The following is a 26,053-nucleotide window of genomic DNA, read 5'->3' as shown; positions in this document are numbered from 1 at the left end:
GATTCACGGAGACGTTATGCAACAGTCTACCCCGTATCTCTCATTTCGCGGCATCGGTAAAACGTTTCCCGGCGTTAAGGCGCTGACGGATATTAGTTTTGACTGCTATGCCGGTCAGGTTCATGCGTTGATGGGTGAAAATGGCGCAGGAAAATCAACTCTCTTAAAAATCCTCAGCGGCAACTATGCGCCAACCACGGGTTCTGTAGTGATTAATGGACAAGAAATGTCCTTTTCCGACACGACCGCGGCACTTAACGCGGGTGTGGCGATTATTTATCAGGAACTGCATCTCGTGCCGGAAATGACCGTCGCGGAAAACATCTATCTCGGCCAGCTGCCGCATAAAGGCGGCATAGTGAATCGCTCACTGCTGAATTATGAAGCGGGTTTACAACTTAAACATCTTGGTATGGATATTGACCCGGATACGCCGCTGAAATATCTCTCCATTGGTCAGTGGCAGATGGTTGAAATTGCCAAAGCGCTGGCGCGTAACGCCAAAATTATCGCCTTTGATGAGCCAACCAGCTCCCTCTCTGCCCGTGAAATCGACAATCTTTTCCGCGTTATTCGTGAACTGCGTAAAGAAGGGCGCGTGATCTTATATGTTTCTCACCGTATGGAAGAAATATTTGCCCTCAGCGATGCCATCACCGTCTTTAAAGATGGGCGTTATGTCAAAACCTTTACTGATATGCAGCAGGTTGACCACGACGCGCTGGTGCAGGCGATGGTCGGGCGCGACATCGGCGATATCTACGGCTGGCAACCGCGTAGTTATGGCGAGGAGCGGCTGCGTCTTGATGCTGTGAAAGCACCAGGCGTGCGTACGCCAATAAGTCTTGCGGTTCGTAGTGGTGAAATTGTCGGTCTGTTTGGTCTGGTGGGGGCCGGGCGCAGTGAATTAATGAAAGGCATATTTGGCGGGACGCAAATCACCGCCGGTCAGGTTTATATCGACCAACAGCCGATCGATATCCGTAAACCGGGTCATGCCATTGCCGCAGGCATGATGCTCTGCCCGGAAGATCGTAAAGCGGAAGGCATTATTCCTGTGCACTCCGTTCGCGACAATATCAACATCAGTGCCAGACGCAAACATGTGCTCGGCGGTTGTGTAATCAACAACGGTTGGGAAGAAAACAATGCCGATCACCACATTCGTTCGCTCAACATCAAAACGCCGGGCGCAGAGCAACTGATCATGAATCTTTCAGGCGGAAATCAGCAAAAAGCCATTCTGGGCCGCTGGTTATCGGAAGAGATGAAGGTCATTTTGCTGGATGAACCTACGCGCGGCATTGATGTTGGTGCTAAGCATGAAATTTACAACGTGATTTATGCGCTGGCGGCGCAGGGCGTGGCGGTGCTGTTTGCCTCCAGCGACTTACCCGAAGTCCTCGGCGTTGCCGACCGGATTGTAGTGATGCGGGAAGGCGAAATCGCCGGTGAATTGTTACACGAGCAGGCAGATGAGCGTCAGGCATTAAGCCTTGCGATGCCTAAAGTCAGCCAGGCAGTTGCCTGAGTAAGGAGAGTATGATGTCTTCTGTTTCTACATCGGGTTCTGGCGCACCTAAGTCGTCTTTCAGCTTTGGGCGTATCTGGGATCAGTACGGCATGCTGGTGGTGTTTGCGGTGCTTTTTATCGCCTGTGCCATTTTTGTCCCAAATTTTGCCACCTTCATTAATATGAAAGGGTTGGGCCTGGCAATTTCTATGTCGGGGATGGTGGCGTGTGGCATGTTGTTCTGCCTTGCTTCCGGTGACTTTGACCTTTCTGTCGCCTCCGTAATTGCCTGTGCGGGTGTCACCACGGCGGTGGTTATCAACCTGACTGAAAGCCTGTGGATTGGCGTGGCAGCGGGTTTGTTGCTGGGCGTTCTCTGTGGTCTGGTCAATGGCTTTGTTATCGCCAAACTGAAAATAAATGCCCTGATCACGACACTGGCAACGATGCAGATTGTTCGAGGTCTGGCGTACATCATTTCAGACGGTAAAGCGGTCGGTATCGAAGATGAAAGCTTCTTTGCCCTTGGTTACGCCAACTGGTTCGGTCTGCCTGCGCCAATCTGGCTTACCGTCGCGTGTCTGATTGTCTTTGGTTTGCTGTTGAATAAAACCACCTTTGGGCGTAACACCCTGGCGATTGGCGGGAACGAAGAGGCTGCGCGTCTGGCGGGTGTACCGGTTGTTCGCACCAAAATTATTATCTTTGTTCTCTCTGGTCTGGTATCAGCGATAGCCGGAATTATTCTGGCTTCACGTATGACCAGTGGGCAGCCAATGACGTCGATTGGTTATGAGCTGATTGTTATCTCCGCCTGCGTTTTAGGTGGCGTTTCTCTGAAAGGTGGCATCGGAAAAATCTCATATGTGGTGGCGGGTATCTTAATTTTAGGCACCGTGGAAAACGCCATGAACCTGCTTAATATTTCTCCTTTCGCCCAGTACGTGGTTCGCGGCTTAATCCTGCTGGCAGCGGTGATCTTCGACCGTTACAAGCAAAAAGCGAAACGTACTGTTTGATGCTTTTTTCTGCAACAATTTAGCGTTTTTTCCCACCACAGCCAGCCGCCACAACGGTTGGCTGTTCTTCGTTACAAATGGCGACCCCCGTCACACTGTCTATACTTACATGTCTGTAAAGCGCGTTCTGCGCAACACAATAAGAAAAGAGAAGGAGGAGAACCGGGTGACAGAACCGTTAACCGAAACCCCTGAACTATCCGCGAAATATGCCTGGTTTTTTGATCTCGATGGAACGCTGGCGGAAATCAAACCGCATCCCGATCAGGTCGTCGTGCCTGACAATATTCTGCAAGGACTTCAGCTACTGGCAACCGCAAGTGATGGTGCATTGGCATTGATATCAGGGCGCTCAATGGTGGAGCTTGATGCACTGGCAAAACCTTATCGCTTCCCGTTAGCGGGCGTGCATGGGGCGGAGCGCCGTGACATCAATGGTAAAACGCATATCGTTCATCTGCCGGATGCGATTGCGCGTGATATTAGCGTGCAACTGCATACGGCTATCGCCCAGTTTCCCGGTGCGGAGCTGGAGACGAAAGGGATGGCCTTTGCGCTGCATTATCGTCAGGCTCCGCACCATGAAGACGCATTAATGACATTAGCGCAACGTATTACTCAGATCTGGCCACAAATGGCGTTACAGCAGGGAAAGTGTGTTGTCGAGATCAAGCCGCGAGGCACCAGTAAAGGTGAGGCGATTGCTGCCTTTATGCAGGAAGCTCCCTTTATCGGGCGAACGCCGGTATTTCTGGGCGATGATTTAACCGATGAATCTGGCTTCGCTGTCGTTAACCGGCTGGGCGGAATGTCAGTAAAAATTGGCACAGGCGCAACTCAGGCATCATGGCGACTGGCGGCCGTGCCGGATGTCTGGGGCTGGCTTGAAATGATAACCACCGCATTACAACAAAAAAGAGAAAATAACAGGAGTGATGACTATGAGTCGTTTAGTCGTAGTATCTAACCGGATTGCACCACCAGATGAGCACGCCGCCAGTGCCGGTGGCCTTGCCGTTGGCATACTGGGGGCACTGAAAGCCGCAGGTGGACTGTGGTTTGGCTGGAGTGGCGAAACAGGAAATGAGGATCAGCCGCTAAAAAAGGTGAAAAAGGGTAACATTACGTGGGCCTCTTTTAACCTCAGCGAACAGGACCTTGACGAATACTACAACCAATTCTCCAATGCCGTTCTCTGGCCTGCTTTTCATTATCGCCTCGATCTGGTGCAATTTCAGCGTCCTGCCTGGGACGGCTATCTACGCGTAAATGCGTTGCTGGCAGATAAATTACTGCCGCTGTTGCAAGACGATGACATTATCTGGATCCACGATTATCACCTGTTGCCCTTTGCGCATGAATTACGCAAACGTGGGGTGAATAATCGCATTGGTTTCTTTTTGCATATTCCTTTCCCGACACCGGAAATCTTCAACGCGCTGCCGACATATGACACCTTGCTTGAACAGCTTTGTGATTATGATTTGCTGGGTTTCCAGACAGAAAACGATCGTCTGGCGTTCCTGGATTGCCTTTCTAACCTGACCCGCGTCACGACGCGTAGCGCAAAAAGCCATACGGCGTGGGGCAAAGCGTTTCGAACGGAAGTTTACCCGATCGGCATTGAACCGAAAGAAATAGCGAAACAGGCTGCCGGACCACTGCCGCCAAAACTGGCGCAACTCAAAGCGGAACTGAAAAACGTACAAAATATCTTTTCTGTCGAACGACTGGATTATTCCAAAGGTTTGCCGGAGCGTTTTCTCGCCTATGAAGCGTTACTGGAAAAATATCCGCAACATCACGGTAAAATTCGTTATACCCAGATCGCGCCAACGTCGCGTGGTGATGTGCAAGCCTATCAGGATATTCGTCATCAGCTCGAAAATGAAGCCGGACGAATTAATGGTAAATATGGGCAATTAGGCTGGACGCCGCTTTATTATTTGAATCAGCATTTTGACCGTAAATTACTGATGAAAATATTCCGCTACTCTGACGTGGGCTTAGTGACGCCACTGCGTGACGGGATGAACCTGGTGGCAAAAGAGTATGTTGCCGCTCAGGACCCAGCCAACCCGGGCGTACTTGTTCTTTCGCAATTTGCGGGAGCGGCAAACGAGTTAACGTCGGCGTTAATTGTTAATCCCTACGATCGTGACGAAGTTGCAGCTGCGCTGGATCGTGCATTGACTATGTCGCTGGCGGAACGTATTTCCCGTCATGCAGAAATGCTGGACGTTATCGTGAAAAACGATATTAACCACTGGCAGGAGTGCTTCATTAGCGACCTAAAGCAGATAGTTCCGCGAAGCGCGGAAAGCCAGCAGCGCGATAAAGTTGCTACCTTTCCTAAGCTTGCGTAAGTGCGGTTAATCTCCCGTAAGTGGAACTAACAGCACATCGACCTCACTTGAGGCAATCACTCTTTTCGCCGAGCAGGATGCTCGCGAAAAGAAACTGTGATTGTGATTACCGCAAATCACCAAATCGAAATGATGTTTGCGACAAACCTCCAGAATATGTTCGCTTAACTCACCGTAGGCAATAAACGTCTCGTCAACGGGATACCCCGCATCCTGAATTAACTTATCAAGAAAGCTTTGCGTTTCTTCCTGCATCACGCTGCGTAAATCTTCAAGCATCGGCGCGGCTAATTGATTGTACATTTCCGGGTCGGAAGCGAGAGTAATTAAACTGATGTGTCCCTTTACTGGCCTGGCGATAGATACCGCTTTTGCTAGCAGTTGCTGACTTTCCGGTGTAACCGCAACGGCGACAAGAATATTGCTATAGCTCATAACCTGTTCCTTATTCTGTGAACTTCAGGTGACATTAAAGCTTTACTCCTAATGGAGAATCGACGCAATCCCAACTCAGTCAAACAGGTAAATATTAGTGTGATTATTAGTAAATACAATTAATCAATCACTCTCGGTGATCATATGATTTCAACTGTAATTATAAGAAAATAATGTACTGATTCTCCATATCAAACAAGTGGTTAATATATGTAAAACATTTTATTAACATTAAGTTGATTGTTGCCTTTCTTTGTATTTAATTAGTTTGTTGTGCGGTAAGTGTCTGTTTAAAAATAGCTTATCGGGTATTGCATTAAAGCAATTATTTATAGCAGATGATTATTTACGGTGAGTTATTTTAACTGTGCGCAACATCCCATTTCGATTATTCCTGTTTCATTTTTACTTGCTATCGTAGCGAAAAACTTTTTAACAGATTGAAATACACCCAAAACAAAAGTATGACTTATACATTTATGTTAAGTAATTGAGCGTTTTGTGTGATCTGCATCACACATTATTGAAAATCGCAGCCCCCCTCCGTTGTATGTGAGTGTAGTGACGAGTAAAGTTGCGTCGATTTAGGAAAAATCTTAGATAAGTGTAAAGAACCCCTTCTATTTGTAAGGACTTATTAAATCCAAAAAAGGGGCTCTGCCTATTGCAGCTTATCGCAACTATTCTAATGCTAATTATTTTTTACCGGGGCTTCCCGGCGACATCACGGGGTGCGGTGAGACCGCATAAAAATAAAGTTGGTTATTCTGGGTGGGAATAATGCATACCTCCGAGTTGCTGAAACACATTTATGACATCAACTTGTCATATTTACTACTTGCACAGCGTCTGATTGTTCAGGACAAAGCGTCCGCAATGTTTCGTCTCGGCATAAATGAAGAAATGGCGACAACGTTAGCGGCACTGACTCTTCCGCAAATGGTTAAGCTGGCAGAAACCAATCAACTGGTTTGTCACTTTCGTTTTGACAGCCACCAGACGATTACTCAGTTGACGCAAGATTCCCGCGTTGACGATCTCCAGCAAATTCATACCGGCATCATGCTCTCAACACGCTTGCTGAATGATGTTAATCAGCCTGAAGAAGCGCTGCGCAAGAAAAGGGCGTGATCATGAGTGAAAAAAGCATTGTTCAGGAAGCGCGGGATATTCAGCTGGCAATGGAATTGATCACCCTGGGCGCTCGTTTGCAGATGCTGGAAAGCGAAACACAGTTAAGTCGCGGACGCCTGATAAAACTCTATAAAGAACTGCGCGGAAGCCCACCGCCGAAAGGCATGCTGCCATTCTCAACCGACTGGTTTATGACCTGGGAACAAAACGTTCATGCTTCGATGTTCTGTAACGCATGGCAGTTTTTACTGAAAACCGGCTTGTGTAATGGCGTCGATGCGGTAATCAAAGCCTACCGTTTATACCTTGAACAGTGCCCGCAAGCAGAAGAAGGACCGCTACTGGCATTAACCCGTGCCTGGACATTGGTACGGTTTGTTGAAAGTGGATTACTGCAACTTTCCAGCTGCAACTGCTGCGGCGGCAATTTTATTACCCACGCTCACCAGCCTGTTGGCAGCTTTGCCTGCAGCTTATGTCAGCCGCCATCCCGGGCAGTAAAAAGACGTAAACTTTCCCAGAATCCTGCCGATATTATCCCACAACTGCTGGATGAACAGAGAGTACAGGCTGTTTAACTGATACGGTGTGGCGAAACATTCCAGCAGCGGTAACGACGTACCGCTGCTTTTTTTTGCCCCAATCGCGCGTTAACGTCTGACGACTGAACATCCTGTCATGGTCAACAGTGGAAGGATGATGTCGTGCTTATCTTATTAGGTTACCTGGTTGTTCTCGGTACAGTTTTCGGCGGTTATCTGATGACCGGTGGAAGCCTTGGAGCACTCTATCAACCCGCTGAACTGGTGATTATTGCCGGTGCAGGGATTGGGTCGTTTATCGTCGGCAATAATGGCAAAGCGATTAAAGGCACGCTGAAGGCGCTGCCGTTGCTATTTCGTCGCTCCAAATATACCAAAGCAATGTATATGGATCTGCTGGCTCTGCTTTATCGGTTGATGGCGAAATCGCGGCAGATGGGGATGTTTTCGCTGGAACGCGATATTGAAAATCCCCGTGAGAGCGAGATCTTCGCCAGCTACCCACGCATCCTTGCGGATAGCGTCATGCTTGATTTTATCGTCGATTATCTGCGCCTGATTATCAGCGGTCACATGAATACCTTCGAAATTGAAGCCCTGATGGATGAAGAGATTGAGACGCACGAAAGCGAAGCAGAAGTCCCGGCGAACAGTCTGGCGTTGGTCGGGGACTCACTTCCGGCGTTTGGTATTGTCGCGGCTGTGATGGGGGTCGTTCACGCGTTAGGTTCAGCCGATCGTCCTGCCGCCGAGCTGGGGGCGCTTATCGCACATGCGATGGTGGGGACTTTCCTCGGTATTTTATTGGCTTACGGATTTATTTCCCCATTAGCGAGTGTTTTACGTCAGAAAAGTGCCGAAACCAGCAAAATGATGCAATGCGTCAAAGTCACACTGCTTTCTAATCTGAACGGTTACGCACCGCCTATCGCCGTTGAGTTTGGTCGCAAAACGCTCTATTCCAGCGAACGTCCGTCGTTTATTGAACTGGAAGAGCATGTGCGTGCGGTGAAAAATCCGCAACAACAGACGACAACCGAGGAAGCATGAAGAATCAAGCGCATCCGATTATTGTCGTCAAACGACGCAAAGCCAAAAGCCACGGGGCAGCACATGGATCGTGGAAGATTGCTTATGCCGACTTTATGACCGCGATGATGGCCTTTTTTCTGGTGATGTGGCTAATCTCCATCTCCAGCCCAAAAGAGCTGATTCAGATTGCGGAGTACTTCCGGACTCCACTGGCGACTGCGGTTACGGGCGGCGATCGCATTTCTAATAGTGAAAGCCCAATTCCCGGTGGGGGTGATGATTACACCCAAAGCCAGGGGGAAGTGAATAAGCAGCCGAACATCGAAGAGCTGAAAAAACGCATGGAGCAAAGTCGATTGCGGAAATTGCGTGGCGATCTCGACCAGTTGATTGAATCCGATCCGAAACTGCGGGCGTTACGTCCACATCTCAAAATCGATCTGGTCCAGGAAGGTCTACGTATTCAGATCATCGATAGCCAGAATCGCCCGATGTTCAGAACCGGCAGTGCCGACGTCGAACCCTATATGCGCGACATTCTGCGCGCCATCGCGCCCGTTCTGAATGGTATTCCCAACCGTATTAGCCTTTCGGGTCATACCGATGATTTCCCTTACGCCAGTGGTGAGAAAGGATATAGCAACTGGGAGCTTTCTGCCGATCGGGCCAATGCATCCCGCCGCGAACTGATGGTTGGCGGATTGGATGGCGGCAAAGTGTTACGTGTCGTCGGCATGGCGGCAACGATGCGCTTAAGCGATCGCGGTCCTGATGATGCTGTCAACCGTCGCATCAGCCTGCTGGTACTGAACAAACAAGCCGAACAGGCCATTTTGCATGAAAACGCCGAAAGCCAGAATGAGCCAGTAAGCGCCCTGGAAAAACCTGAGGTTGCACCACAGGTCAGTGTTCCCACAATGCCATCAGCCGAACCGAGGTGACAGCGTGAGTATGGATATAAGCGATTTTTATCAGACATTTTTTGATGAAGCGGACGAACTGTTGGCTGATATGGAGCAGCATCTGCTGGTTTTGCAGCCGGAAGCGCCAGATGCCGAACAATTGAATGCCATCTTTCGGGCTGCCCACTCGATCAAAGGAGGGGCAGGAACTTTTGGCTTCAGCGTTTTGCAGGAAACCACGCATCTGATGGAAAACCTGCTCGACGAAGCCAGACGAGGTGAGATGCAACTCAACACCGACATTATCAATCTGTTTTTGGAAACGAAGGACATCATGCAAGAACAGCTCGACGCTTATAAACAGTCGCAAGAGCCGGATGCCGCCAGCTTCGATTATATCTGCCAGGCCTTGCGTCAACTGGCATTAGAAGCGAAAGGCGAAACGCCATCCGCAGTGACCCGATTAAGTGTGGTTGCCAAAAGTGAACCGCAAGATGAGCAGAGTCGCTGTCAGTCACCGCGTCGAATTATCCTCTCGCGCCTGAAGGCCGGGGAAGTCGACCTGCTGGAAGAAGAGCTGGGGCAGCTGACAACGTTAACTGACGTGGTTAAAGGGGCGGATTCTCTCTCGGCAATATTACCGGGCGACATCGCCGAAGATGACATCACAGCGGTACTCTGTTTTGTGATCGAGGCCGATCAGATTACCTTTGAAACAGCAGAAGTTTCGCCAAAAACATCTCCCCCACCAGTGCTTAAACTGGCAACCGAACAAGCGCCAACTGGACGCGTGGAGCGGGAAAAAACGACACGCAGCAGTGAATCCACCAGCATTCGTGTGGCGGTAGAAAAGGTTGATCAATTGATTAACCTCGTCGGAGAGCTGGTCATCACTCAGTCTATGCTTGCCCAGCGTTCCAGCGAACTGGACCCGGTTAATCATGGTGATTTGATTACCAGCATGGGGCAGTTACAACGTAACGCCCGTGATTTGCAGGAATCAGTGATGTCGATTCGCATGATGCCGATGGAGTATGTCTTTAGTCGCTATCCCCGGCTGGTGCGTGATCTGGCGGGAAAACTCGGCAAGCAGGTAGAACTGACGCTGGTGGGGAGTTCTACCGAACTCGACAAGAGCCTGATAGAACGCATTATCGACCCGCTGACCCACCTGGTACGCAATAGCCTCGATCACGGTATTGAACTGCCAGAAAAACGGCTCGCCGCAGGTAAAAACAGTGTCGGAAATTTAATTCTGTCTGCCGAACATCAGGGCGGCAACATTTGCATTGAAGTGACCGATGATGGTGCGGGGCTAAACCGTGAGCGAATTCTGGCAAAAGCGGCCTCGCAAGGTTTGACTGTCAGCGAAAACATGAGCGACGACGAAGTCGCGATGCTGATATTTGCGCCTGGCTTCTCCACGGCGGAACAGGTCACCGACGTCTCCGGGCGCGGCGTCGGTATGGACGTCGTTAAACGTAATATCCAGGAGATGGGCGGTCATGTCGAAATCCAGTCGAAGCAGGGCACAGGTACTACCATCCGCATTTTACTGCCGCTGACGCTGGCAATCCTCGACGGCATGTCCGTACGCGTTGCGGATGAAGTTTTCATTCTGCCGCTGAATGCTGTCATGGAATCACTGCAACCCCGTGAAGCTGATCTCCATCCACTGGCAGGCGGCGAGCGGGTGCTGGAAGTGCGTGGTGAATATCTGCCCATCGTTGAACTGTGGAAAGTGTTCAACGTCGCGGGCGCGAAAACCGAAGCCACCCAGGGAATTGTGGTGATCCTGCAAAGTGGCGGTCGCCGCTACGCCTTGCTGGTGGATCAATTAATCGGTCAACACCAGGTTGTGGTTAAAAACCTTGAAAGTAACTATCGCAAAGTCCCCGGCATTTCTGCTGCGACCATTCTTGGCGACGGCAGCGTGGCACTGATTGTTGATGTCTCCGCCTTGCAGGCGATAAACCGCGAACAACGTATGGCGAACACCGCCGCCTGAATGAGTAAAAAGGTAACAATATGACCGGTATGACGAATGTAACAAAGCTGGCCAGCGAGCCGTCAGGCCAGGAATTCCTGGTATTTACCCTTGGTGACGAAGAGTACGGTATTGATATTCTGAAAGTGCAGGAGATCCGTGGTTACGATCAGGTGACACGGATTGCAAACACGCCAGCGTTTATTAAAGGTGTCACTAATCTGCGCGGTGTTATTGTGCCGATTGTCGACTTACGAATTAAGTTCAGTCAGGTGGATGTGGACTATAACGACAACACAGTAGTTATCGTCCTGAATCTCGGGCAGCGGGTGGTCGGCATCGTGGTTGACGGCGTCTCAGATGTGCTTTCATTGACGGCGGAGCAAATTCGTCCGGCACCGGAATTTGCCGTGACGCTTTCAACAGAATATCTCACTGGACTGGGCGCACTGGGTGACCGCATGTTGATTCTGGTGAACATCGAAAAACTGCTGAACAGCGAAGAGATGGCGCTGTTAGATAGCGCGGCGTCAGAAGTGGCGTAATTATCCCGATTTTCTCAATTGCAATGAACCCGATGATCTGCGCATCGGGTTTTTTATGTCAATTTTGCAGTGGATGGCATCATTAATAAAGTTTCCCTCCTTCTTGCCGATAACGAGATCAACTTGTTTTCAGGAAGGTGCCTTATGATTAACCGTATCCGCGTAGTCACGCTGTTGGTAATGGTGCTGGGGGTATTCGCACTGTTACAACTTATTTCCGGCAGTCTGTTTTTTTCCTCCCTTCACCATAGCCAGAAGAGCTTTGTGGTTTCCAATAAATTACGGGAACAGCAGGGCGAGCTGACGTCAACCTGGGATTTAATGCTGCAAACGCGCATTAACCTGAGTCGATCAGCGGTGCGGATGATGATGGATTCTTCCAATCAACAAAGTAACGCCAAAGTTGAATTGCTTGATAGCGCCAGGAAAACTTTGGCCCAGGCCGCGACACATTATAAAAAATTCAAAAGCATGGCGCCGTTACCTGAAATGGTCGCTACCAGTCGTAATATTGATGAAAAATATAAAAACTATCACACAGCATTAACTGAACTGATTGATTATCTTGATTATGGCAATACTGGAGCTTATTTCGCTCAGCCAACCCAGGGAATGCAAAATGCAATGGGCGAAGCGTTTGCTCAGTACGCCCTCAGCAGTGAAAAACTGTATCGCGATATCGTCACTGACAACGCAGATGATTACCGATTTGCCCAGTGGCAACTGGCGGTTATTGCGCTGGTGGTGGTATTGATTCTGCTGGTGGCGTGGTACGGCATTCGCCGTATGTTGCTTACACCGCTGGCAAAAATTATTGCTCACATTCGCGAAATCGCCGGTGGTAACCTGGCGAATACCTTGACCATTGACGGGCGCAGTGAAATGGGCGATCTGGCGCAGAGCGTCTCACATATGCAACGTTCTTTGACTGACACCGTCACTCATGTGCGCGAAGGCTCTGATGCCATCTATGCTGGCACCCGTGAAATTGCGGCGGGCAATACCGATCTTTCCTCTCGTACTGAACAGCAAGCATCCGCGCTGGAAGAAACTGCTGCCAGCATGGAGCAGCTCACTGCGACAGTGAAGCAAAATGCCGATAACGCCCGCCAGGCCTCGCAACTGGCGCAAAGTGCCTCCGATACCGCCCAGCACGGTGGCAAAGTGGTGGATGGTGTAGTGAAGACGATGCATGAGATCGCCGATAGTTCGAAGAAAATTGCCGACATTATCAGCGTTATCGACGGTATTGCCTTCCAGACTAATATCCTCGCGCTGAATGCCGCGGTTGAAGCCGCGCGAGCGGGTGAACAAGGCCGTGGTTTTGCCGTGGTGGCGGGCGAAGTGCGTAATCTTGCCAGTCGCAGCGCCCAGGCGGCAAAAGAGATCAAAGCCCTCATTGAAGACTCCGTCTCGCGCGTTGATACCGGTTCGGTGCTGGTCGAAAGCGCCGGGGAAACAATGAACAATATCGTCAATGCTGTCACTCGCGTGACTGACATTATGGGCGAAATTGCATCGGCATCAGATGAACAGAGCCGCGGCATCGATCAAGTCGCATTGGCGGTTTCGGAAATGGATCGCGTCACGCAACAGAACGCATCGCTGGTGCAGGAATCAGCTGCTGCCGCCGCTGCGCTGGAAGAACAGGCCAGTCGTTTAACACAAGCGGTTTCTGCGTTCCATCTGGCAGCCAGCCCACTCACCAATAAAACGCAAACATCATCTCGTCCTGCCAGTGAGCAACCACCGGCACAGCCACGACTGCGAATTGCTGAACAAGATCCAAACTGGGAAACATTTTAACGAGCATTGACTAACGCGGTCATTGCCGCCTGATGGGGAGCGTTGATGTTTAATCGTATTCGAATTTCGACCACGCTGTTTTTAATTTTGATTCTCTGCGGGATCTTGCAGATTGGCAGTAACGGCATGTCTTTTTGGGCATTTCGCGATGATTTGCAACGATTGAATCAGGTCGAGCAGAGCAATCAGCAACGTGCGGCATTAGCGCAAACTCGGGCGGTAATGTTACAGGCCAGTACCGCGCTGAACAAAGCGGGCACTCTGACGGCGCTTAGCTATCCGGCAGATGACATTAAAACGTTGATGACGACGGCGCGCGCCAGTCTGACGCAATCCTCTACGTTATTTAAAAGTTTTATGGCGATGACTGCGGGCAACGAGCACGTGAGGGCGTTGCAAAAAGAGACGGAGAAAAGTTTTGCCCGTTGGCACAACGATCTCGAACATCAGGCGACCTGGCTTGAAAGTAATCAACTTTCGGATTTCCTCACTGCGCCGGTGCAGGAATCACAGAATGCGTTTGACGTTAACTTTGAGGCCTGGCAGCAGGAGATCAACCATGTGCTGGAAGCCGCCAGTGCGCAAAGCCAGCGTAAATATCAGATTTCGGCGCTGGTGTTTATCAGCATGATTATTGTTGCAGCGCTCTACATCAGCAGTGCGCTGTGGTGGACGCGCAAGATGATTGTTCAACCACTGGCCATCATCGGTAGCCATTTTGACAGCATTGCTGCGGGTAATCTGGCGCGTCCGATTGCGGTATATGGTCGCAATGAGATCACCGCCATTTTTGCCAGCCTGAAGACCATGCAGCAGGCTTTACGTGGGACGGTGAGTGATGTGCGTAAGGGAAGCCAGGAGATGCACATTGGTATCGCGGAGATTGTCGCAGGCAATAACGATCTCTCAAGTCGTACCGAACAGCAGGCGGCATCGTTGTCACAAACGGCCGCCAGTATGGAGCAATTAACCGCCACGGTAGGGCAAAACGCCGATAACGCGCGACAGGCTTCGGAACTGGCAAAAAAAGCCGCGACAACGGCGCAGGCGGGGGGGGTCCAGGTCAGTACCATGACTCACACCATGCAGGAAATCGCCACCAGCTCGCAAAAAATTGGCGACATTATCAGCGTTATCGACGGCATTGCTTTCCAGACCAATATTCTGGCCCTGAATGCGGCAGTGGAAGCGGCTCGCGCCGGAGAGCAGGGGCGTGGTTTTGCGGTAGTGGCAGGTGAAGTGCGCAATCTTGCCAGCCGTAGCGCCCAGGCGGCAAAAGAGATCAAAGGGCTGATCGAAGAGTCTGTCAATCGTGTCCAGCAGGGTTCGAAACTGGTGAATAACGCCGCCGCGACCATGACCGATATTGTCAGTTCAGTAACCCGCGTGAACGACATTATGGGAGAAATTGCCTCGGCGTCGGAAGAACAACGGCGTGGGATTGAACAAGTTGCACAGGCTGTTAGCCAGATGGATCAGGTGACACAGCAGAACGCCTCCCTGGTAGAAGAAGCGGCGGCGGCAACGGAACAACTGGCGAACCAGGCTGACAATCTTTCGTCGCGCGTGGCGGCATTTACCCTTGAAGAACATGAAGTAGCACGACATGAGTCGGCGCAGTTACAGATTGCGCCAGTGGTATCCTGAAGTGATTGAGAAGGCGCTATGACTTCATCTCTGCCCTGTGGGCAAACGTCTTTATTGTTACAGATGACCGAGCGCCTGGCGCTTTCCGACGCGCATTTTCGGCGGATAAGTCAATTGATCTATCAACGAGCCGGGATCGTCCTGGCCGACCATAAACGCGATATGGTCTACAACCGATTAGTTCGTCGCTTGCGTTCGCTGGGACTGACGGATTTCGGCCATTACTTGAACTTGCTGGAATCTAATCAGCACAGCGGTGAGTGGCAGGCGTTTATCAATTCGCTGACCACGAATCTGACGGCTTTTTTCCGTGAGGCGCATCATTTTCCTCTGCTCGCGGATCACGCCCGGAGTCGTTCTGGCGAGTATCGCGTATGGAGCGCGGCGGCTTCGACCGGCGAAGAGCCGTACAGCATTGCGATGACGCTGGCTGACACATTGGGCACCGCGCCTGGACGCTGGAAAGTGTTTGCCAGCGATATCGACACCGAGGTGCTGGAAAAAGCCAGAAGCGGTATTTATCGCCATGAAGAGCTGAAAAATCTGACGCCGCAGCAACTGCAGCGGTACTTCATGCGAGGGACGGGACCGCATGAAGGGCTGGTACGCGTGCGTCAGGAGCTGGCGAACTATGTTGATTTTGCCCCGCTGAATTTACTGGCGAAACAATACACCGTGCCGGGGCCGTTTGATGCGATCTTCTGTCGTAACGTCATGATCTACTTCGATCAAACTACCCAGCAGGAGATTTTGCGCCGCTTTGTTCAGCTCCTTAAACCCGACGGATTGCTGTTTGCGGGTCACTCTGAAAACTTTAGCCACCTTGAGCGCCGCTTCACGCTGCGTGGTCAGACGGTGTATGCGCTAAGTAAGGATTAACGATGAGCAAAATCAGGGTGTTATCTGTCGATGATTCGGCACTAATGCGCCAGATCATGACCGAAATCATCAACAGCCATAGCGACATGGAAATGGTGGCGACCGCCCCTGATCCGCTGGTTGCGCGTGATTTGATTAAGAAATTCAATCCCGATGTATTGACGCTGGATGTTGAAATGCCGCGGATGGACGGACTGGATTTTCTCGAAAAATTAATGCGTTTGCGTCCAATGCCCGTTGTGATGGTTTCTTCCCTGACCGGCAAAGGGTCAGAAGTTACGCTGCGCGCGCTGGAGCTGGGGGCGATAGATTTTGTCACCAAACCGCAGTTGGGTATTCGCGAAGGAATGCTGGCGTATAGCGAAATGATTGCTGAAAAGGTACGCACGGCAGCAAAGGCGAGCCTTGCGGCACATAAACCATTGTCGGCACCGACAACGCTGAAAGCGGGGCCGTTGTTGAGTTCTGAAAAACTGATTGCGATTGGTGCTTCAACGGGGGGAACTGAGGCAATTCGTCACGTCCTGCAACCGTTACCGCTTTCCAGTCCGGCACTGTTAATTACCCAGCATATGCCGCCCGGTTTCACCCGCTCTTTTGCCGACAGACTTAATAAGTTGTGCCAAATCGGTGTTAAAGAAGCCGAAGACGGAGAACGCGTTCTGCCGGGGCATGCTTATATCGCACCGGGAGATCGGCATATGGAACTGGCGCGTAGCGGCGCGAATTATCAAATCAAAATCCACGATGGCCCGGCGGTTAACCGTCATCGGCCTTCGGTAGATGTGTTGTTCCATTCTGTTGCCAAACAGGCGGGGCGTAATGCGGTTGGGGTGATCCTGACCGGTATGGGCAACGACGGCGCGGCGGGAATGTTAGCGATGCGGCAGGCGGGGGCATGGACCCTTGCACAAAACGAAGCAAGTTGCGTGGTGTTCGGCATGCCGCGCGAGGCCATCAATATGGGTGGTGTTTGCGAAGTGGTCGATCTTAGCCAGGTAAGCCAGCAAATGCTGGCGAAAATCAGTGCCGGACAGGCGATACGTATTTAAATCAGGAGTGTGAAATGGCGGATAAAGAACTTAAATTTTTGGTTGTGGATGACTTTTCCACCATGCGACGCATTGTGCGTAACCTGCTGAAAGAGCTGGGATTCAATAATGTTGAGGAAGCGGAAGATGGCGTCGACGCCCTCAATAAGTTGCAGGCAGGCGGTTATGGATTTGTTATCTCCGACTGGAACATGCCCAACATGGATGGCCTGGAATTGCTGAAAACGATTCGTGCGGATGGCGCGATGTCGGCATTGCCGGTGTTAATGGTGACTGCAGAAGCGAAGAAAGAGAACATCATTGCTGCGGCGCAAGCGGGGGCCAGTGGCTATGTGGTGAAGCCATTTACCGCCGCGACGCTGGAGGAAAAACTCAACAAAATCTTTGAGAAACTGGGCATGTGAGGATGTGACTATGATGCAACCATCAATCAAACCTGCTGACGAGCATTCAGCTGGCGATATCATTGCGCGCATCGGCAGCCTGACGCGTATGTTGCGCGACAGTTTGCGCGAGCTGGGGCTGGATCAGGCAATTGCCGAAGCGACGGAAGCCATCCCCGATGCCCGCGATCGTTTGTACTATGTTGTGCAGATGACTGCCCAGGCTGCAGAGCGGGCGCTGAACAGTGTTGAAGCGTCACAACCACATCAGGATCAAATGGAGAAATCAGCAAAAGCATTAACCCAACGTTGGGATGACTGGTTTGCCGATCCGATTGACCTTGCCGATGCCCGTGAACTGGTGACAGATACGCGGCAATTTCTGGCAGATGTCCCCGCGCATACCAGCTTTACTAACGCGCAACTACTGGAAATCATGATGGCGCAGGATTTTCAGGACCTCACCGGACAGGTCATTAAGCGGATGATGGATGTCATTCAGGAGATCGAACGTCAATTGCTGATGGTGCTGTTGGAAAACATCCCGGAACAGGAGTCGCGTCCAAAACGTGAAAACCAGAGTTTGCTTAATGGACCTCAGGTTGATACCAGCAAAGCCGGTGTGGTAGCCAGTCAGGATCAGGTGGACGATTTGTTGGATAGTCTTGGATTTTGATTTGTATTGCCTGATGTGGCGTAACCGCGTCATATCAGGCGATGACGCCGCATCCGACAAACGCACACCATGCTTGATGTGTGCAGCAAAAGCCCTAAATCCCGCCTGTTTTGCCCCTTACTCAGACCATTGAACGCTTTGCGCTCTGGCATCATTCACGCTTAATACTCTTTCCAGGATTGGCGACGTGTCTGACGAGAGCGACGACAAAACAGAAGCCCCCACACCCCACCGACTTGAAAAAGCGCGGGAGGAGGGGCAGATCCCGCGTTCCCGTGAACTGACCTCACTGCTGATTTTGTTGGTGGGCGTCTGTGTTATCTGGTTTGGCGGTGTGTCGCTGGCCCGTCGATTGTCGGGCATGCTCTCCGCTGGGCTGCATTTTGATCACAATATTATCAATGACCCGAATCTGATCCTCGGGCAGATTATTCTGCTGATCAGAGAAGCCATGTTGGGGCTGCTGCCGCTGATTAGCGGCGTGGTGCTGGTGGCGCTCATTTCTCCGGTCATGCTGGGGGGGCTGGTATTTAGCGGCAAATCCTTGCAGCCAAAGTTTTCCAAACTCAACCCACTACCGGGAATTAAACGGATGTTCTCGGCACAGACTGGCGCGGAGTTGCTTAAAGCGATTTTGAAAACCATCCTGGTTGGCAGCGTGACGGGGTTTTATCTCTGGCATCACTGGCCGCAGATGATGCGCTTAATGGCTGAGTCTCCGATTACTGCCATGGGTAATGCGATGGATCTGGTTGGGCTATGCGCACTGCTGGTGGTGCTTGGTGTTATTCCGATGGTGGGATTTGACGTTTTTTTCCAAATCTTTAGCCACCTGAAAAAACTGCGTATGTCGCGGCAGGATATTCGTGATGAGTTTAAACAAAGCGAAGGCGACCCTCATCTTAAGGGGCGGATCCGTCAGATGCAGCGAGCTGCCGCACGGCGTCGGATGATGAACGATGTGCCGAAAGCGGATGTCATTGTCAATAACCCGACCCACTATTCGGTAGCGTTGCAGTATGACGAAAACAAAATGAGCGCACCGAAAGTGGTCGCTAAAGGTGCAGGGCTGGTCGCACTGCGCATTCGTGAAATTGGCGCTGAAAATAACGTCCCGACGCTTGAAGCGCCGCCGCTGGCGCGAGCGCTGTATCGACATGCGGAGATCGGTCAACAAATCCCAGGCCAACTGTACGCCGCGGTGGCGGAGGTGCTGGCCTGGGTCTGGCAACTGAAACGCTGGCGTCTGGCTGGCGGACAGCGCCCTGTACAACCTACTCATCTTCCGGTGCCGGAAGCCCTGGATTTTATTAACGAGAAACCGACCCATGAGTAATCTGGCCGCGATGCTGCGCCTGCCCGCAAACCTGAAATCGACACAATGGCAGATCCTTGCCGGACCGATTTTGATCCTGTTGATCTTGTCGATGATGGTGCTGCCCCTGCCCGCATTCATACTCGACCTGCTGTTCACCTTCAATATTGCCTTGTCGATCATGGTGTTGCTGGTCGCGATGTTTACCCAGCGCACGCTCGAGTTTGCTGCGTTTCCGACCATTCTGTTGTTTACCACCCTGTTACGTCTGGCACTTAACGTGGCTTCAACCCGTATCATTTTGATGGAAGGGCATACTGGCGCGGCGGCGGCAGGAAAGGTGGTCGAAGCGTTCGGTCACTTCCTCGTTGGTGGCAATTTCGCTATTGGTATCGTGGTGTTCGTCATTCTCGTGATCATCAACTTTATGGTTATTACCAAAGGTGCCGGGCGTATCGCAGAAGTAGGCGCGCGCTTTGTTCTCGATGGTATGCCAGGAAAGCAGATGGCGATTGATGCCGACCTTAACGCCGGACTGATTGGTGAAGATGAGGCGAAAAAACGCCGCAGTGAAGTCACTCAGGAAGCCGATTTTTACGGCTCAATGGACGGGGCAAGTAAGTTTGTTCGCGGCGATGCCATCGCCGGGATCCTCATCATGGTCATTAACGTTGTCGGCGGATTGCTGGTCGGTGTGCTGCAACATGGCATGAGCATGGGACATGCGGCGGAAAGTTATACGCTATTGACCATTGGTGACGGTCTGGTAGCACAAATCCCGGCGCTGGTGATTTCTACCGCCGCGGGGGTCATCGTTACGCGTGTCAGCACCGATCAGGATGTTGGCGAACAGATGGTGAATCAGCTTTTCAGTAACCCGAGCGTTATGTTGTTAAGCGCCGCCGTGCTCGGTTTACTCGGCCTGGTGCCTGGAATGCCGAACCTGGTATTTTTGCTGTTCACTGCCGGATTGCTGGGGCTGGCCTGGTGGATCCGCGGACGCGAACAAAAAGCGCCTGCCGAACCAAAACCGGTAAAAATGGCAGAGAATAATGCCGTTGTCGAAGCAACGTGGAACGATGTTCAACTGGAAGATTCTCTGGGAATGGAAGTGGGTTATCGACTGATCCCGATGGTCGATTTTCAGCAGGATGGTGAACTACTGGGTCGTATTCGCAGTATTCGCAAGAAATTTGCTCAGGAAATGGGCTTTCTGCCGCCGGTAGTACACATTCGCGACAATATGGATCTGCAACCTGCCCGCTACCGTATTTTGATGAAAGGCGTGGAGATAGGCAGTGGTGATGCATATCCGGGGCGCTGGTTGGCAATAAACCCAGGTACCGCAGCTGGAACGTTACCTGGAGAGGCGACCGTCGATCCGGCATTTGGTCTGAATGCTATCTGGATTGAAAGTGCGCTAAAAGAACAGGCGCAGATTCAAGGGTATACCGTGGTTGAGGCCAGCACGGTGGTGGCTACGCATCTTAACCACCTCATAAGCCAGCATGCCGCAGAGCTGTTTGGTCGTCAGGAGGCGCAACAGCTGCTGGATCGTGTCGCTCAGGAGATGCCAAAGCTGACGGAAGATCTCGTTCCTGGCGTCGTCACGCTCACCACACTGCATAAAGTGCTGCAAAATCTGCTCGATGAAAAAGTCCCGATTCGCGATATGCGCACTATTCTCGAAACGCTGGCGGAACATGCGCCCATCCAAAGCGATCCACATGAATTAACCGCCGTCGTGCGCGTGGCGTTAGGACGGGCTATAACCCAGCAGTGGTTTCCTGGCAAAGATGAAGTCCATGTTATTGGCCTCGATACACCGCTGGAACGTTTGTTACTACAGGCCTTGCAGGGTGGGGGCGGACTGGAGCCTGGGCTGGCGGATCGTTTACTGGCACAAACTCAGGAAGCGCTATCCCGTCAGGAGATGCTGGGTGCGCCGCCAGTATTATTGGTGAACCACGCGCTGCGACCATTATTGTCTCGCTTCCTGCGTCGCAGCCTGCCGCAGTTAGTGGTGCTGTCGAATCTGGAACTATCAGATAACCGACATATCCGTATGACGGCGACGATTGGCGGCAAATAATGAGAGCCTTATTAGCAATATTATTGTTTCCGCTGCTGGCGCAAGCCGCCGGGGAGGGGATGTGGCAGGCGAGCAGTGTGGGCGTTACGTTGAATCACCGTGGTGAATCGATGTCGTCAGCGCCTCTTTCTTCGCGACAACCTGCATCAGGATTGATGACGCTGGTTGCGTGGCGTTATCAGCTTATCGGCCCAACTCCCGTAGGGCTGCGGGTTCGCTTGTGTTCACAATCTCGTTGTGTCGAATTAGAGGGGCAGAGCGGAACCACCGTGGCCTTTTCCGGTATACCGGCGGCAGAACCGTTGCGATTTATCTGGGAAGTGCCTGGCGGCGGGCGGTTAATTCCGCCGCTAAAAGTACAACGTAATGAAGTGATTGTGAATTATCGCTGAAGGACAAATAAAAATTACGCGCTCGCGGCATGTTTAATAACTCAGTGAAAAAGGCTCGATGTTTTGTTGCAATTATTTATCAGGAATAGCTTGCAACAAAACATGCCAAAAATATGTGAATTATCCTCTTGTCAAAGGGCTTGGATAAAAATCTTCAGAGTTACGGTATAACTGCAACTGGCGAGTTCGCGTATTGGTCTGTATGATCATACATGAGAGCCATTCTGATTCAGAATAAGGGTCACTTAAATCCTGAACGTCTTCATTTGAAAGGATTAATTCACATTCTTTGTCCCTAAAATCCAGCCAGGCTCGTTGTGATTTTTTAAGCAAGTTAAGTTGTTCGGTATCAGGTTTTTTGGCACCTGTGCGTGGTACTTGTTCTATATAACGATAAGCTTCACCATAAGCTTTATTTAATTGCGCATCGACGAGATTGTATTCTTGTCGCAGGCATGATTTGATCACGTTAATGTCAGTATCATCATCTGAATTTTTTTGCCAACAATCTTTGATGGCTGAAATGTCATGGTCATTGACTATAACCGTATCTTCTGCGTAAGCCTGGCAAGAGATAATGCCTAATGTTAATACAAGAAATTTAAACACTGCGGTATTCCTTAAATTCAACCGTTATCGTTTCCCTGGGGCCGGATATTACGCTTCTGGCCTCTTATCCAACAGTGAGAAAACAGTGGCATGTCCATTTTCAGAATACATTTAGATGGCAATAAAAAAGCCTGATCAGGTAACCCTGATCAGGCTTCACTCTCACGAAAAATCGATTACATACGCTCTACTGTCTCAATACCCAGCGTATCCAGGCCCAGCTTCAGCGTCTTCGCCGTCAGTTGTGCCAGTTTCAGACGACTGTTACGCACTTCTTCGTTTTCTGCGCTGAGGATCGGGCAGTGCTCGTAGAAGCCAGAGAACAGACCGGCCAGATCGTACAGGTAAGCACACATCACGTGCGGCGTGCCTTCACGGGCAACCACAGTGAGGGTTTCTTCAAACTGCAGCAGGCGAGCTGCCAGTTGCGCTTCACGATCTTCACGGATGATTACCGGAGCTGCAGCCAGTTGCTCTTCGTCAATTTCTGCTTTACGGAACACGGACAATACACGCGTGTATGCATACTGCATGTATGGCGCGGTATTACCCTCAAACGCCAGCATGTTGTCCCAGTCGAAGATGTAGTCCGTGGTGCGGTTTTTGGAGAGATCTGCGTATTTCACCGCACCAATACCAACCGCATTAGCCAGTTTTTCCAGCTCATCGGCTGGCATATCCGGGTTCTTCTCTGCCACCAGACGGCGTGCGCGTTCCAGGGCTTCATCCAGCAGATCGGCCAGTTTCACCGTACCGCCAGCACGCGTTTTGAACGGTTTGCCGTCTTTGCCCAGCATCATGCCGAACATATGGTGTTCCAGCGGTACGGATTCCGGTACATAGCCTGCTTTACGGACGATAGCCCACGCCTGCATCAGGTGTTGATGCTGGCGGGAGTCGATGTAATACAGCACGCGATCGGCATGCAATGTTTCATAACGATATTTCGCACAGGCGATATCAGTGGTGGTGTAGAGATAGCCACCATCTTTCTTCTGAATGATCACGCCCATCGGTTCGCCTTCCTTGTTTTTGAACTCATCAAGGAATACGACGGTTGCGCCTTCGCTTTCTACAGCCAGACCTTTGGCTTTGAGATCAGCCACGATACCCGGCAGCATCGGGTTGTACAGGCTTTCGCCCATCACGTCATCACGGGTCAGCGTCACGTTCAGACGATCGTAGGTGATCTGGTTCTGCGTCATGGTGATGTCGACCAGTTTGCGCCACATCTCACGGAAGTATTCGTCACCGCTTTGCAGTTTTACCACGTAGTTACGTGCACGCTCAGCGAACGCTTCATCTTCATCGTAATGCTTTTTCGCATCGCGGTAGAAACCTTCAAGATCAGCCAGCTCCATTTCACCGGCATTTTCCTGCTGCTGCTTTTCCAGCCATGCAATCAGCATACCGAACTGAGTGCCCCAGTCGCCGACGTGGTTTGCGCGAATCACTTTGTGACCGAGGAACTCCAGAGTACGCACTGCTGCGTCGCCAATAATGGTAGAGCGCAGGTGACCGACGTGCATCTCTTTCGCCACGTTTGGCGCAGAGTAGTCAACCACAATGGTCTGTTTTTCTGGCGTAGCAACACCGAGACGATCGGACGCCAGCGCCTGCTGAACATGTTCAGCCAGGAATGCCGGATCAAGGAAAATGTTGATAAAGCCTGGTCCGGCGATCTCAACCTTGCTGGCGATACCGTTAAGATCCAGATGAGTCAGCACCTGCTCTGCTAATTGTCGCGGTGCCATACCCAGTTTTTTAGCAACTGCCATCATGCCGTTAGCCTGATAGTTGCCGAACTGAACTTTTGCTGACTGACGAACCTGCGGTTCGCAATCCGCAGGCGCGCCTGCCGCAATCATGGCCTGACGGACTTTTTCTGAGAGAAGAGCCTGAATATTCACCGGAATACCTTACATTGATGAAGCGAGCAAAAATTGCCCGCACCAGTTAAAGAAATTAGGGCGGGAGTATACTGCAAATGGCTGTTTTCGTCAGCAACGTGCGCGTGGTGTATTGCCGTTTTCACTATTGCATCAGAAGCGGCGTGAAATCAGCGGTTGGTTGGCGCAGGGCAACAGGGTAAATTAACGCTTTTACTGAAAGACGAAGAGTGATTATGGCGAACTGGCAATCTATCGACGAGCTGCAGGATATTGCATCGGATTTACCGCGATTTACCCACGCATTAGATGAACTTTCCCGCCGTCTGGGGTTGGATATCACTCCACTGACTGCCGATCACATTTCTTTGCGTTGCCATCAAAACGTCACCGCTGAACGCTGGCGTCGCGGGTTTGAACAGTGCGGCGAGCTTTTGTCAGAAAATATGATCAATGGCAGGCCGATTTGTCTGTTTAAATTGCATGAACCGGTACAGGTTGCGCACTGGCAGTTTTCCATTGTCGAGCTACCGTGGCCCGGGGAAAAACGTTACCCGCACGAAGGTTGGGAACATATTGAAATCGTTCTGCCGGGCGATCCAGAAACGCTGAATTCCCGTGCGTTGGCATTGCTTTCTGATGAAGGACTCAGCCTGCCGGGGATCTCAGTTAAAACCAGTTCGCCAAAAGGTGAGCATGAGCGATTACCGAACCCGACGCTGGCGGTCACCGATGGCAAAACGACCATTAAATTTCATCCGTGGTCCATTGAAGAGATCGTTGCCAGCGAGCAGTCGGCGTAATTAAGGAGCAAAAATGGCATTACTGGAAATTTGCTGTTACAGCATGGAATGCGCGCTAACGGCGCAGCAAAACGGCGCAGACAGAGTTGAATTATGCGCAGCCCCAAAAGAGGGGGGCTTAACGCCGTCGTTGGGGGTATTGAAATCCGTGCGCCAGCGGGTGACGATCCCTGTGCATCCAATTATTCGCCCACGCGGTGGTGATTTTTGCTACAGCGACGGTGAGTTTGCCGCCATTCTTGAGGATGTGCGCACAGTCCGCGAATTAGGTTTTCCTGGACTGGTGACGGGCGTTCTCGATGTTGACGGTAATGTCGATATGCCACGAATGGAAGAAATAATGGCTGCTGCCGGTCCGCTGGCAGTGACTTTTCATCGCGCCTTCGATATGTGCGCTAACCCTTTAAATACACTCAATAATCTTGCGGAATTGGGCGTTGCTCGGGTACTGACATCAGGGCAAAAATCAGACGCACTGCAAGGTTTATCAAAAATTATGGAACTTATTGCCCATGGTGATGCTCCAATCATTATGGCCGGAGCAGGGGTCCGTGCAGAAAACCTGCACCACTTCCTCGATGCCGGAGTGCTGGAAGTCCATAGCTCCGCGGGAGCGTGGCAAGCCTCACCAATGCGTTATCGTAATCAAGGATTGTCCATGTCATCAGATGCACACGCGGACGAGTATTCGCGTTATGTCGTAGACGGGGCGGCGGTTGCTGAAATGAAAGGAATCATTGAACGCCGTCAGGCCAAATGATTTTTACCGTTGCATCATGTCGCCCAATATGATGCTTGCTCGTACCAGGCCCCTGCAATTTCAACAGGGGCCTTTTTTTATCCCCGAGAAGTATAAAAAACGAACGATTTCTGTGATCAGTTGAGCGCGTGACAGTGCGCATAGCGTTGTGCTAAAAATTTTTATATATTCATATTAATTATGTAATTTAAATTACTAAAACTGACAAATATATATTCTAAATAACAACTGGGTTATTCCTTAGCAATTAATGATTACATTGTAATAAATCATAT

25 protein-coding genes are annotated in these 26,053 nt (G+C 51.0%); 22 read left to right on the top strand and 3 right to left on the bottom strand.

Going from position 1 to position 26,053, the window contains the following annotated elements:
- The first annotated feature begins 16 nt into the window (after positions 1-16).
- The 4 genes from araG to otsA all read left to right on the top strand — a co-directional run bounded on the left by araG (position 17) and on the right by otsA (position 4,898).
- Positions 17-1,531: an arabinose ABC transporter ATP-binding protein AraG gene (gene araG / locus HEN33_RS14475; RefSeq protein WP_176263360.1), complete on the top strand. Its 1,515-nt coding sequence runs from the start codon at positions 17-19 to the stop codon at positions 1,529-1,531.
- Between the two features lie 14 nt (positions 1,532-1,545).
- Positions 1,546-2,532 (top strand): arabinose ABC transporter permease AraH, encoded by a 987-nt coding sequence (araH, locus tag HEN33_RS14470; RefSeq protein WP_001306740.1) that lies wholly within the window; start codon positions 1,546-1,548, stop codon positions 2,530-2,532.
- Positions 2,533-2,698: 166 nt separating this feature from the next.
- On the top strand, positions 2,699-3,499 hold the full coding sequence (gene otsB, locus HEN33_RS14465; protein WP_176263361.1) for a trehalose-phosphatase: 801 nt from the start codon (positions 2,699-2,701) through the stop codon (positions 3,497-3,499).
- Positions 3,474-4,898 (top strand): alpha,alpha-trehalose-phosphate synthase, encoded by a 1,425-nt coding sequence (gene otsA / locus HEN33_RS14460; protein WP_001295646.1) that lies wholly within the window; start codon positions 3,474-3,476, stop codon positions 4,896-4,898. The genes otsB and otsA overlap by 26 nt, the downstream gene beginning before the upstream one ends.
- 6 nt (positions 4,899-4,904) lie before the next feature.
- Here otsA and uspC read toward each other — a convergent pair whose 3' ends face one another.
- Positions 4,905-5,333, bottom strand: coding sequence for a universal stress protein UspC (uspC, locus tag HEN33_RS14455; RefSeq protein WP_000122421.1), 429 nt, complete (start codon positions 5,331-5,333; stop codon positions 4,905-4,907).
- 780 nt (positions 5,334-6,113) lie between these two features.
- Between uspC and flhD the strand changes: the two genes are divergently transcribed.
- From flhD to flhE, 15 genes are all read left to right on the top strand, one after another.
- Positions 6,114-6,464, top strand: coding sequence for a flagellar transcriptional regulator FlhD (gene flhD / locus HEN33_RS14450; protein WP_001295647.1), 351 nt, complete (start codon positions 6,114-6,116; stop codon positions 6,462-6,464).
- Positions 6,465-6,466: 2 nt separating this feature from the next.
- Positions 6,467-7,045 (top strand): flagellar transcriptional regulator FlhC, encoded by a 579-nt coding sequence (gene flhC, locus HEN33_RS14445; protein ID WP_001291603.1) that lies wholly within the window; start codon positions 6,467-6,469, stop codon positions 7,043-7,045.
- A 126-nt stretch (positions 7,046-7,171) separates the two neighbouring features.
- A complete protein-coding gene (gene motA, locus HEN33_RS14440) occupies positions 7,172-8,059 on the top strand; it encodes a flagellar motor stator protein MotA (protein ID WP_000906336.1) in 888 nt (295 codons plus the stop codon).
- The gene (gene motB / locus HEN33_RS14435) at positions 8,056-8,982 is read left to right on the top strand and encodes a flagellar motor protein MotB (RefSeq protein ID WP_000795625.1); all 927 of its coding nucleotides are present in this window, start codon (positions 8,056-8,058) and stop codon (positions 8,980-8,982) included. Before motA ends, motB begins: the two co-directional genes overlap by 4 nt.
- A 4-nt stretch (positions 8,983-8,986) precedes the next feature.
- Positions 8,987-10,951 (top strand): chemotaxis protein CheA, encoded by a 1,965-nt coding sequence (cheA, locus tag HEN33_RS14430; RefSeq protein ID WP_176262908.1) that lies wholly within the window; start codon positions 8,987-8,989, stop codon positions 10,949-10,951.
- A 20-nt stretch (positions 10,952-10,971) separates the two neighbouring features.
- Complete coding sequence (gene cheW / locus HEN33_RS14425; RefSeq protein WP_000147302.1) at positions 10,972-11,475, top strand: chemotaxis protein CheW; 504 nt, start codon at positions 10,972-10,974, stop codon at positions 11,473-11,475.
- A 144-nt stretch (positions 11,476-11,619) separates the two neighbouring features.
- A complete protein-coding gene (gene tar / locus HEN33_RS14420) occupies positions 11,620-13,281 on the top strand; it encodes a methyl-accepting chemotaxis protein II (RefSeq protein ID WP_176262907.1) in 1,662 nt (553 codons plus the stop codon).
- A gap of 45 nt (positions 13,282-13,326) precedes the next feature.
- Complete coding sequence (gene tap, locus HEN33_RS14415; protein ID WP_176262906.1) at positions 13,327-14,928, top strand: methyl-accepting chemotaxis protein IV; 1,602 nt, start codon at positions 13,327-13,329, stop codon at positions 14,926-14,928.
- An 18-nt stretch (positions 14,929-14,946) separates the two neighbouring features.
- Positions 14,947-15,807 (top strand): protein-glutamate O-methyltransferase CheR, encoded by an 861-nt coding sequence (cheR, locus tag HEN33_RS14410; RefSeq protein WP_176262905.1) that lies wholly within the window; start codon positions 14,947-14,949, stop codon positions 15,805-15,807.
- 2 nt (positions 15,808-15,809) lie between these two features.
- Entirely contained in the window at positions 15,810-16,859 is a 1,050-nt protein-coding gene (gene cheB, locus HEN33_RS14405) for a protein-glutamate methylesterase/protein glutamine deamidase (protein WP_000036371.1), read from the top strand.
- 14 nt (positions 16,860-16,873) lie between these two features.
- Positions 16,874-17,263: a chemotaxis response regulator CheY gene (cheY, locus tag HEN33_RS14400; protein ID WP_000763867.1), complete on the top strand. Its 390-nt coding sequence runs from the start codon at positions 16,874-16,876 to the stop codon at positions 17,261-17,263.
- 10 nt (positions 17,264-17,273) lie between these two features.
- On the top strand, positions 17,274-17,918 hold the full coding sequence (gene cheZ / locus HEN33_RS14395; RefSeq protein WP_176262904.1) for a protein phosphatase CheZ: 645 nt from the start codon (positions 17,274-17,276) through the stop codon (positions 17,916-17,918).
- Positions 17,919-18,105: 187 nt separating this feature from the next.
- Complete coding sequence (gene flhB, locus HEN33_RS14390; RefSeq protein WP_176262903.1) at positions 18,106-19,254, top strand: flagellar biosynthesis protein FlhB; 1,149 nt, start codon at positions 18,106-18,108, stop codon at positions 19,252-19,254.
- The gene (flhA, locus tag HEN33_RS14385) at positions 19,247-21,325 is read left to right on the top strand and encodes a flagellar biosynthesis protein FlhA (RefSeq protein WP_000066967.1); all 2,079 of its coding nucleotides are present in this window, start codon (positions 19,247-19,249) and stop codon (positions 21,323-21,325) included. The genes flhB and flhA overlap by 8 nt, the downstream gene beginning before the upstream one ends.
- On the top strand, positions 21,325-21,717 hold the full coding sequence (gene flhE, locus HEN33_RS14380; protein WP_001202066.1) for a flagellar protein FlhE: 393 nt from the start codon (positions 21,325-21,327) through the stop codon (positions 21,715-21,717). The genes flhA and flhE overlap by 1 nt, the downstream gene beginning before the upstream one ends.
- Before the next feature lie 120 nt (positions 21,718-21,837).
- Here the strand turns inward: flhE and HEN33_RS14375 are convergent, their stop codons facing one another.
- The gene (locus HEN33_RS14375) at positions 21,838-22,326 is read right to left on the bottom strand and encodes a lysozyme inhibitor LprI family protein (RefSeq protein ID WP_001307852.1); all 489 of its coding nucleotides are present in this window, start codon (positions 22,324-22,326) and stop codon (positions 21,838-21,840) included.
- 90 nt (positions 22,327-22,416) lie between these two features.
- On the opposite strand from HEN33_RS14375, the gene yecV reads away from it, so the two are divergent.
- Complete coding sequence (gene yecV, locus HEN33_RS26370) at positions 22,417-22,461, top strand: protein YecV (RefSeq protein ID WP_211180499.1); 45 nt, start codon at positions 22,417-22,419, stop codon at positions 22,459-22,461.
- Positions 22,462-22,502: 41 nt separating this feature from the next.
- On the opposite strand, the gene argS is transcribed toward yecV, so the two are convergent.
- Positions 22,503-24,236, bottom strand: a complete 1,734-nt coding sequence (gene argS, locus HEN33_RS14370) for an arginine--tRNA ligase (RefSeq protein ID WP_176262902.1) — start codon at positions 24,234-24,236, stop codon at positions 22,503-22,505.
- A gap of 215 nt (positions 24,237-24,451) precedes the next feature.
- Here argS and HEN33_RS14365 point away from each other — a divergent pair, with 215 nt between their 5' ends.
- Positions 24,452-25,018, top strand: a complete 567-nt coding sequence (locus HEN33_RS14365; RefSeq protein ID WP_176262901.1) for a VOC family protein — start codon at positions 24,452-24,454, stop codon at positions 25,016-25,018.
- 13 nt (positions 25,019-25,031) lie between these two features.
- The gene (gene cutC, locus HEN33_RS14360) at positions 25,032-25,778 is read left to right on the top strand and encodes a copper homeostasis protein CutC (RefSeq protein ID WP_032303225.1); all 747 of its coding nucleotides are present in this window, start codon (positions 25,032-25,034) and stop codon (positions 25,776-25,778) included.
- The last annotated feature ends 275 nt before the right edge of the window (positions 25,779-26,053 follow it).

The organism is Escherichia sp. 94.0001 (assembly GCF_013369155.2).
GTDB lineage: Bacteria > Pseudomonadota > Gammaproteobacteria > Enterobacterales > Enterobacteriaceae > Escherichia > Escherichia coli_F.
The sequence above is the reverse complement of the archived record's forward strand: the minus strand, read 5'-3'. Positions and strand labels throughout refer to the sequence as shown.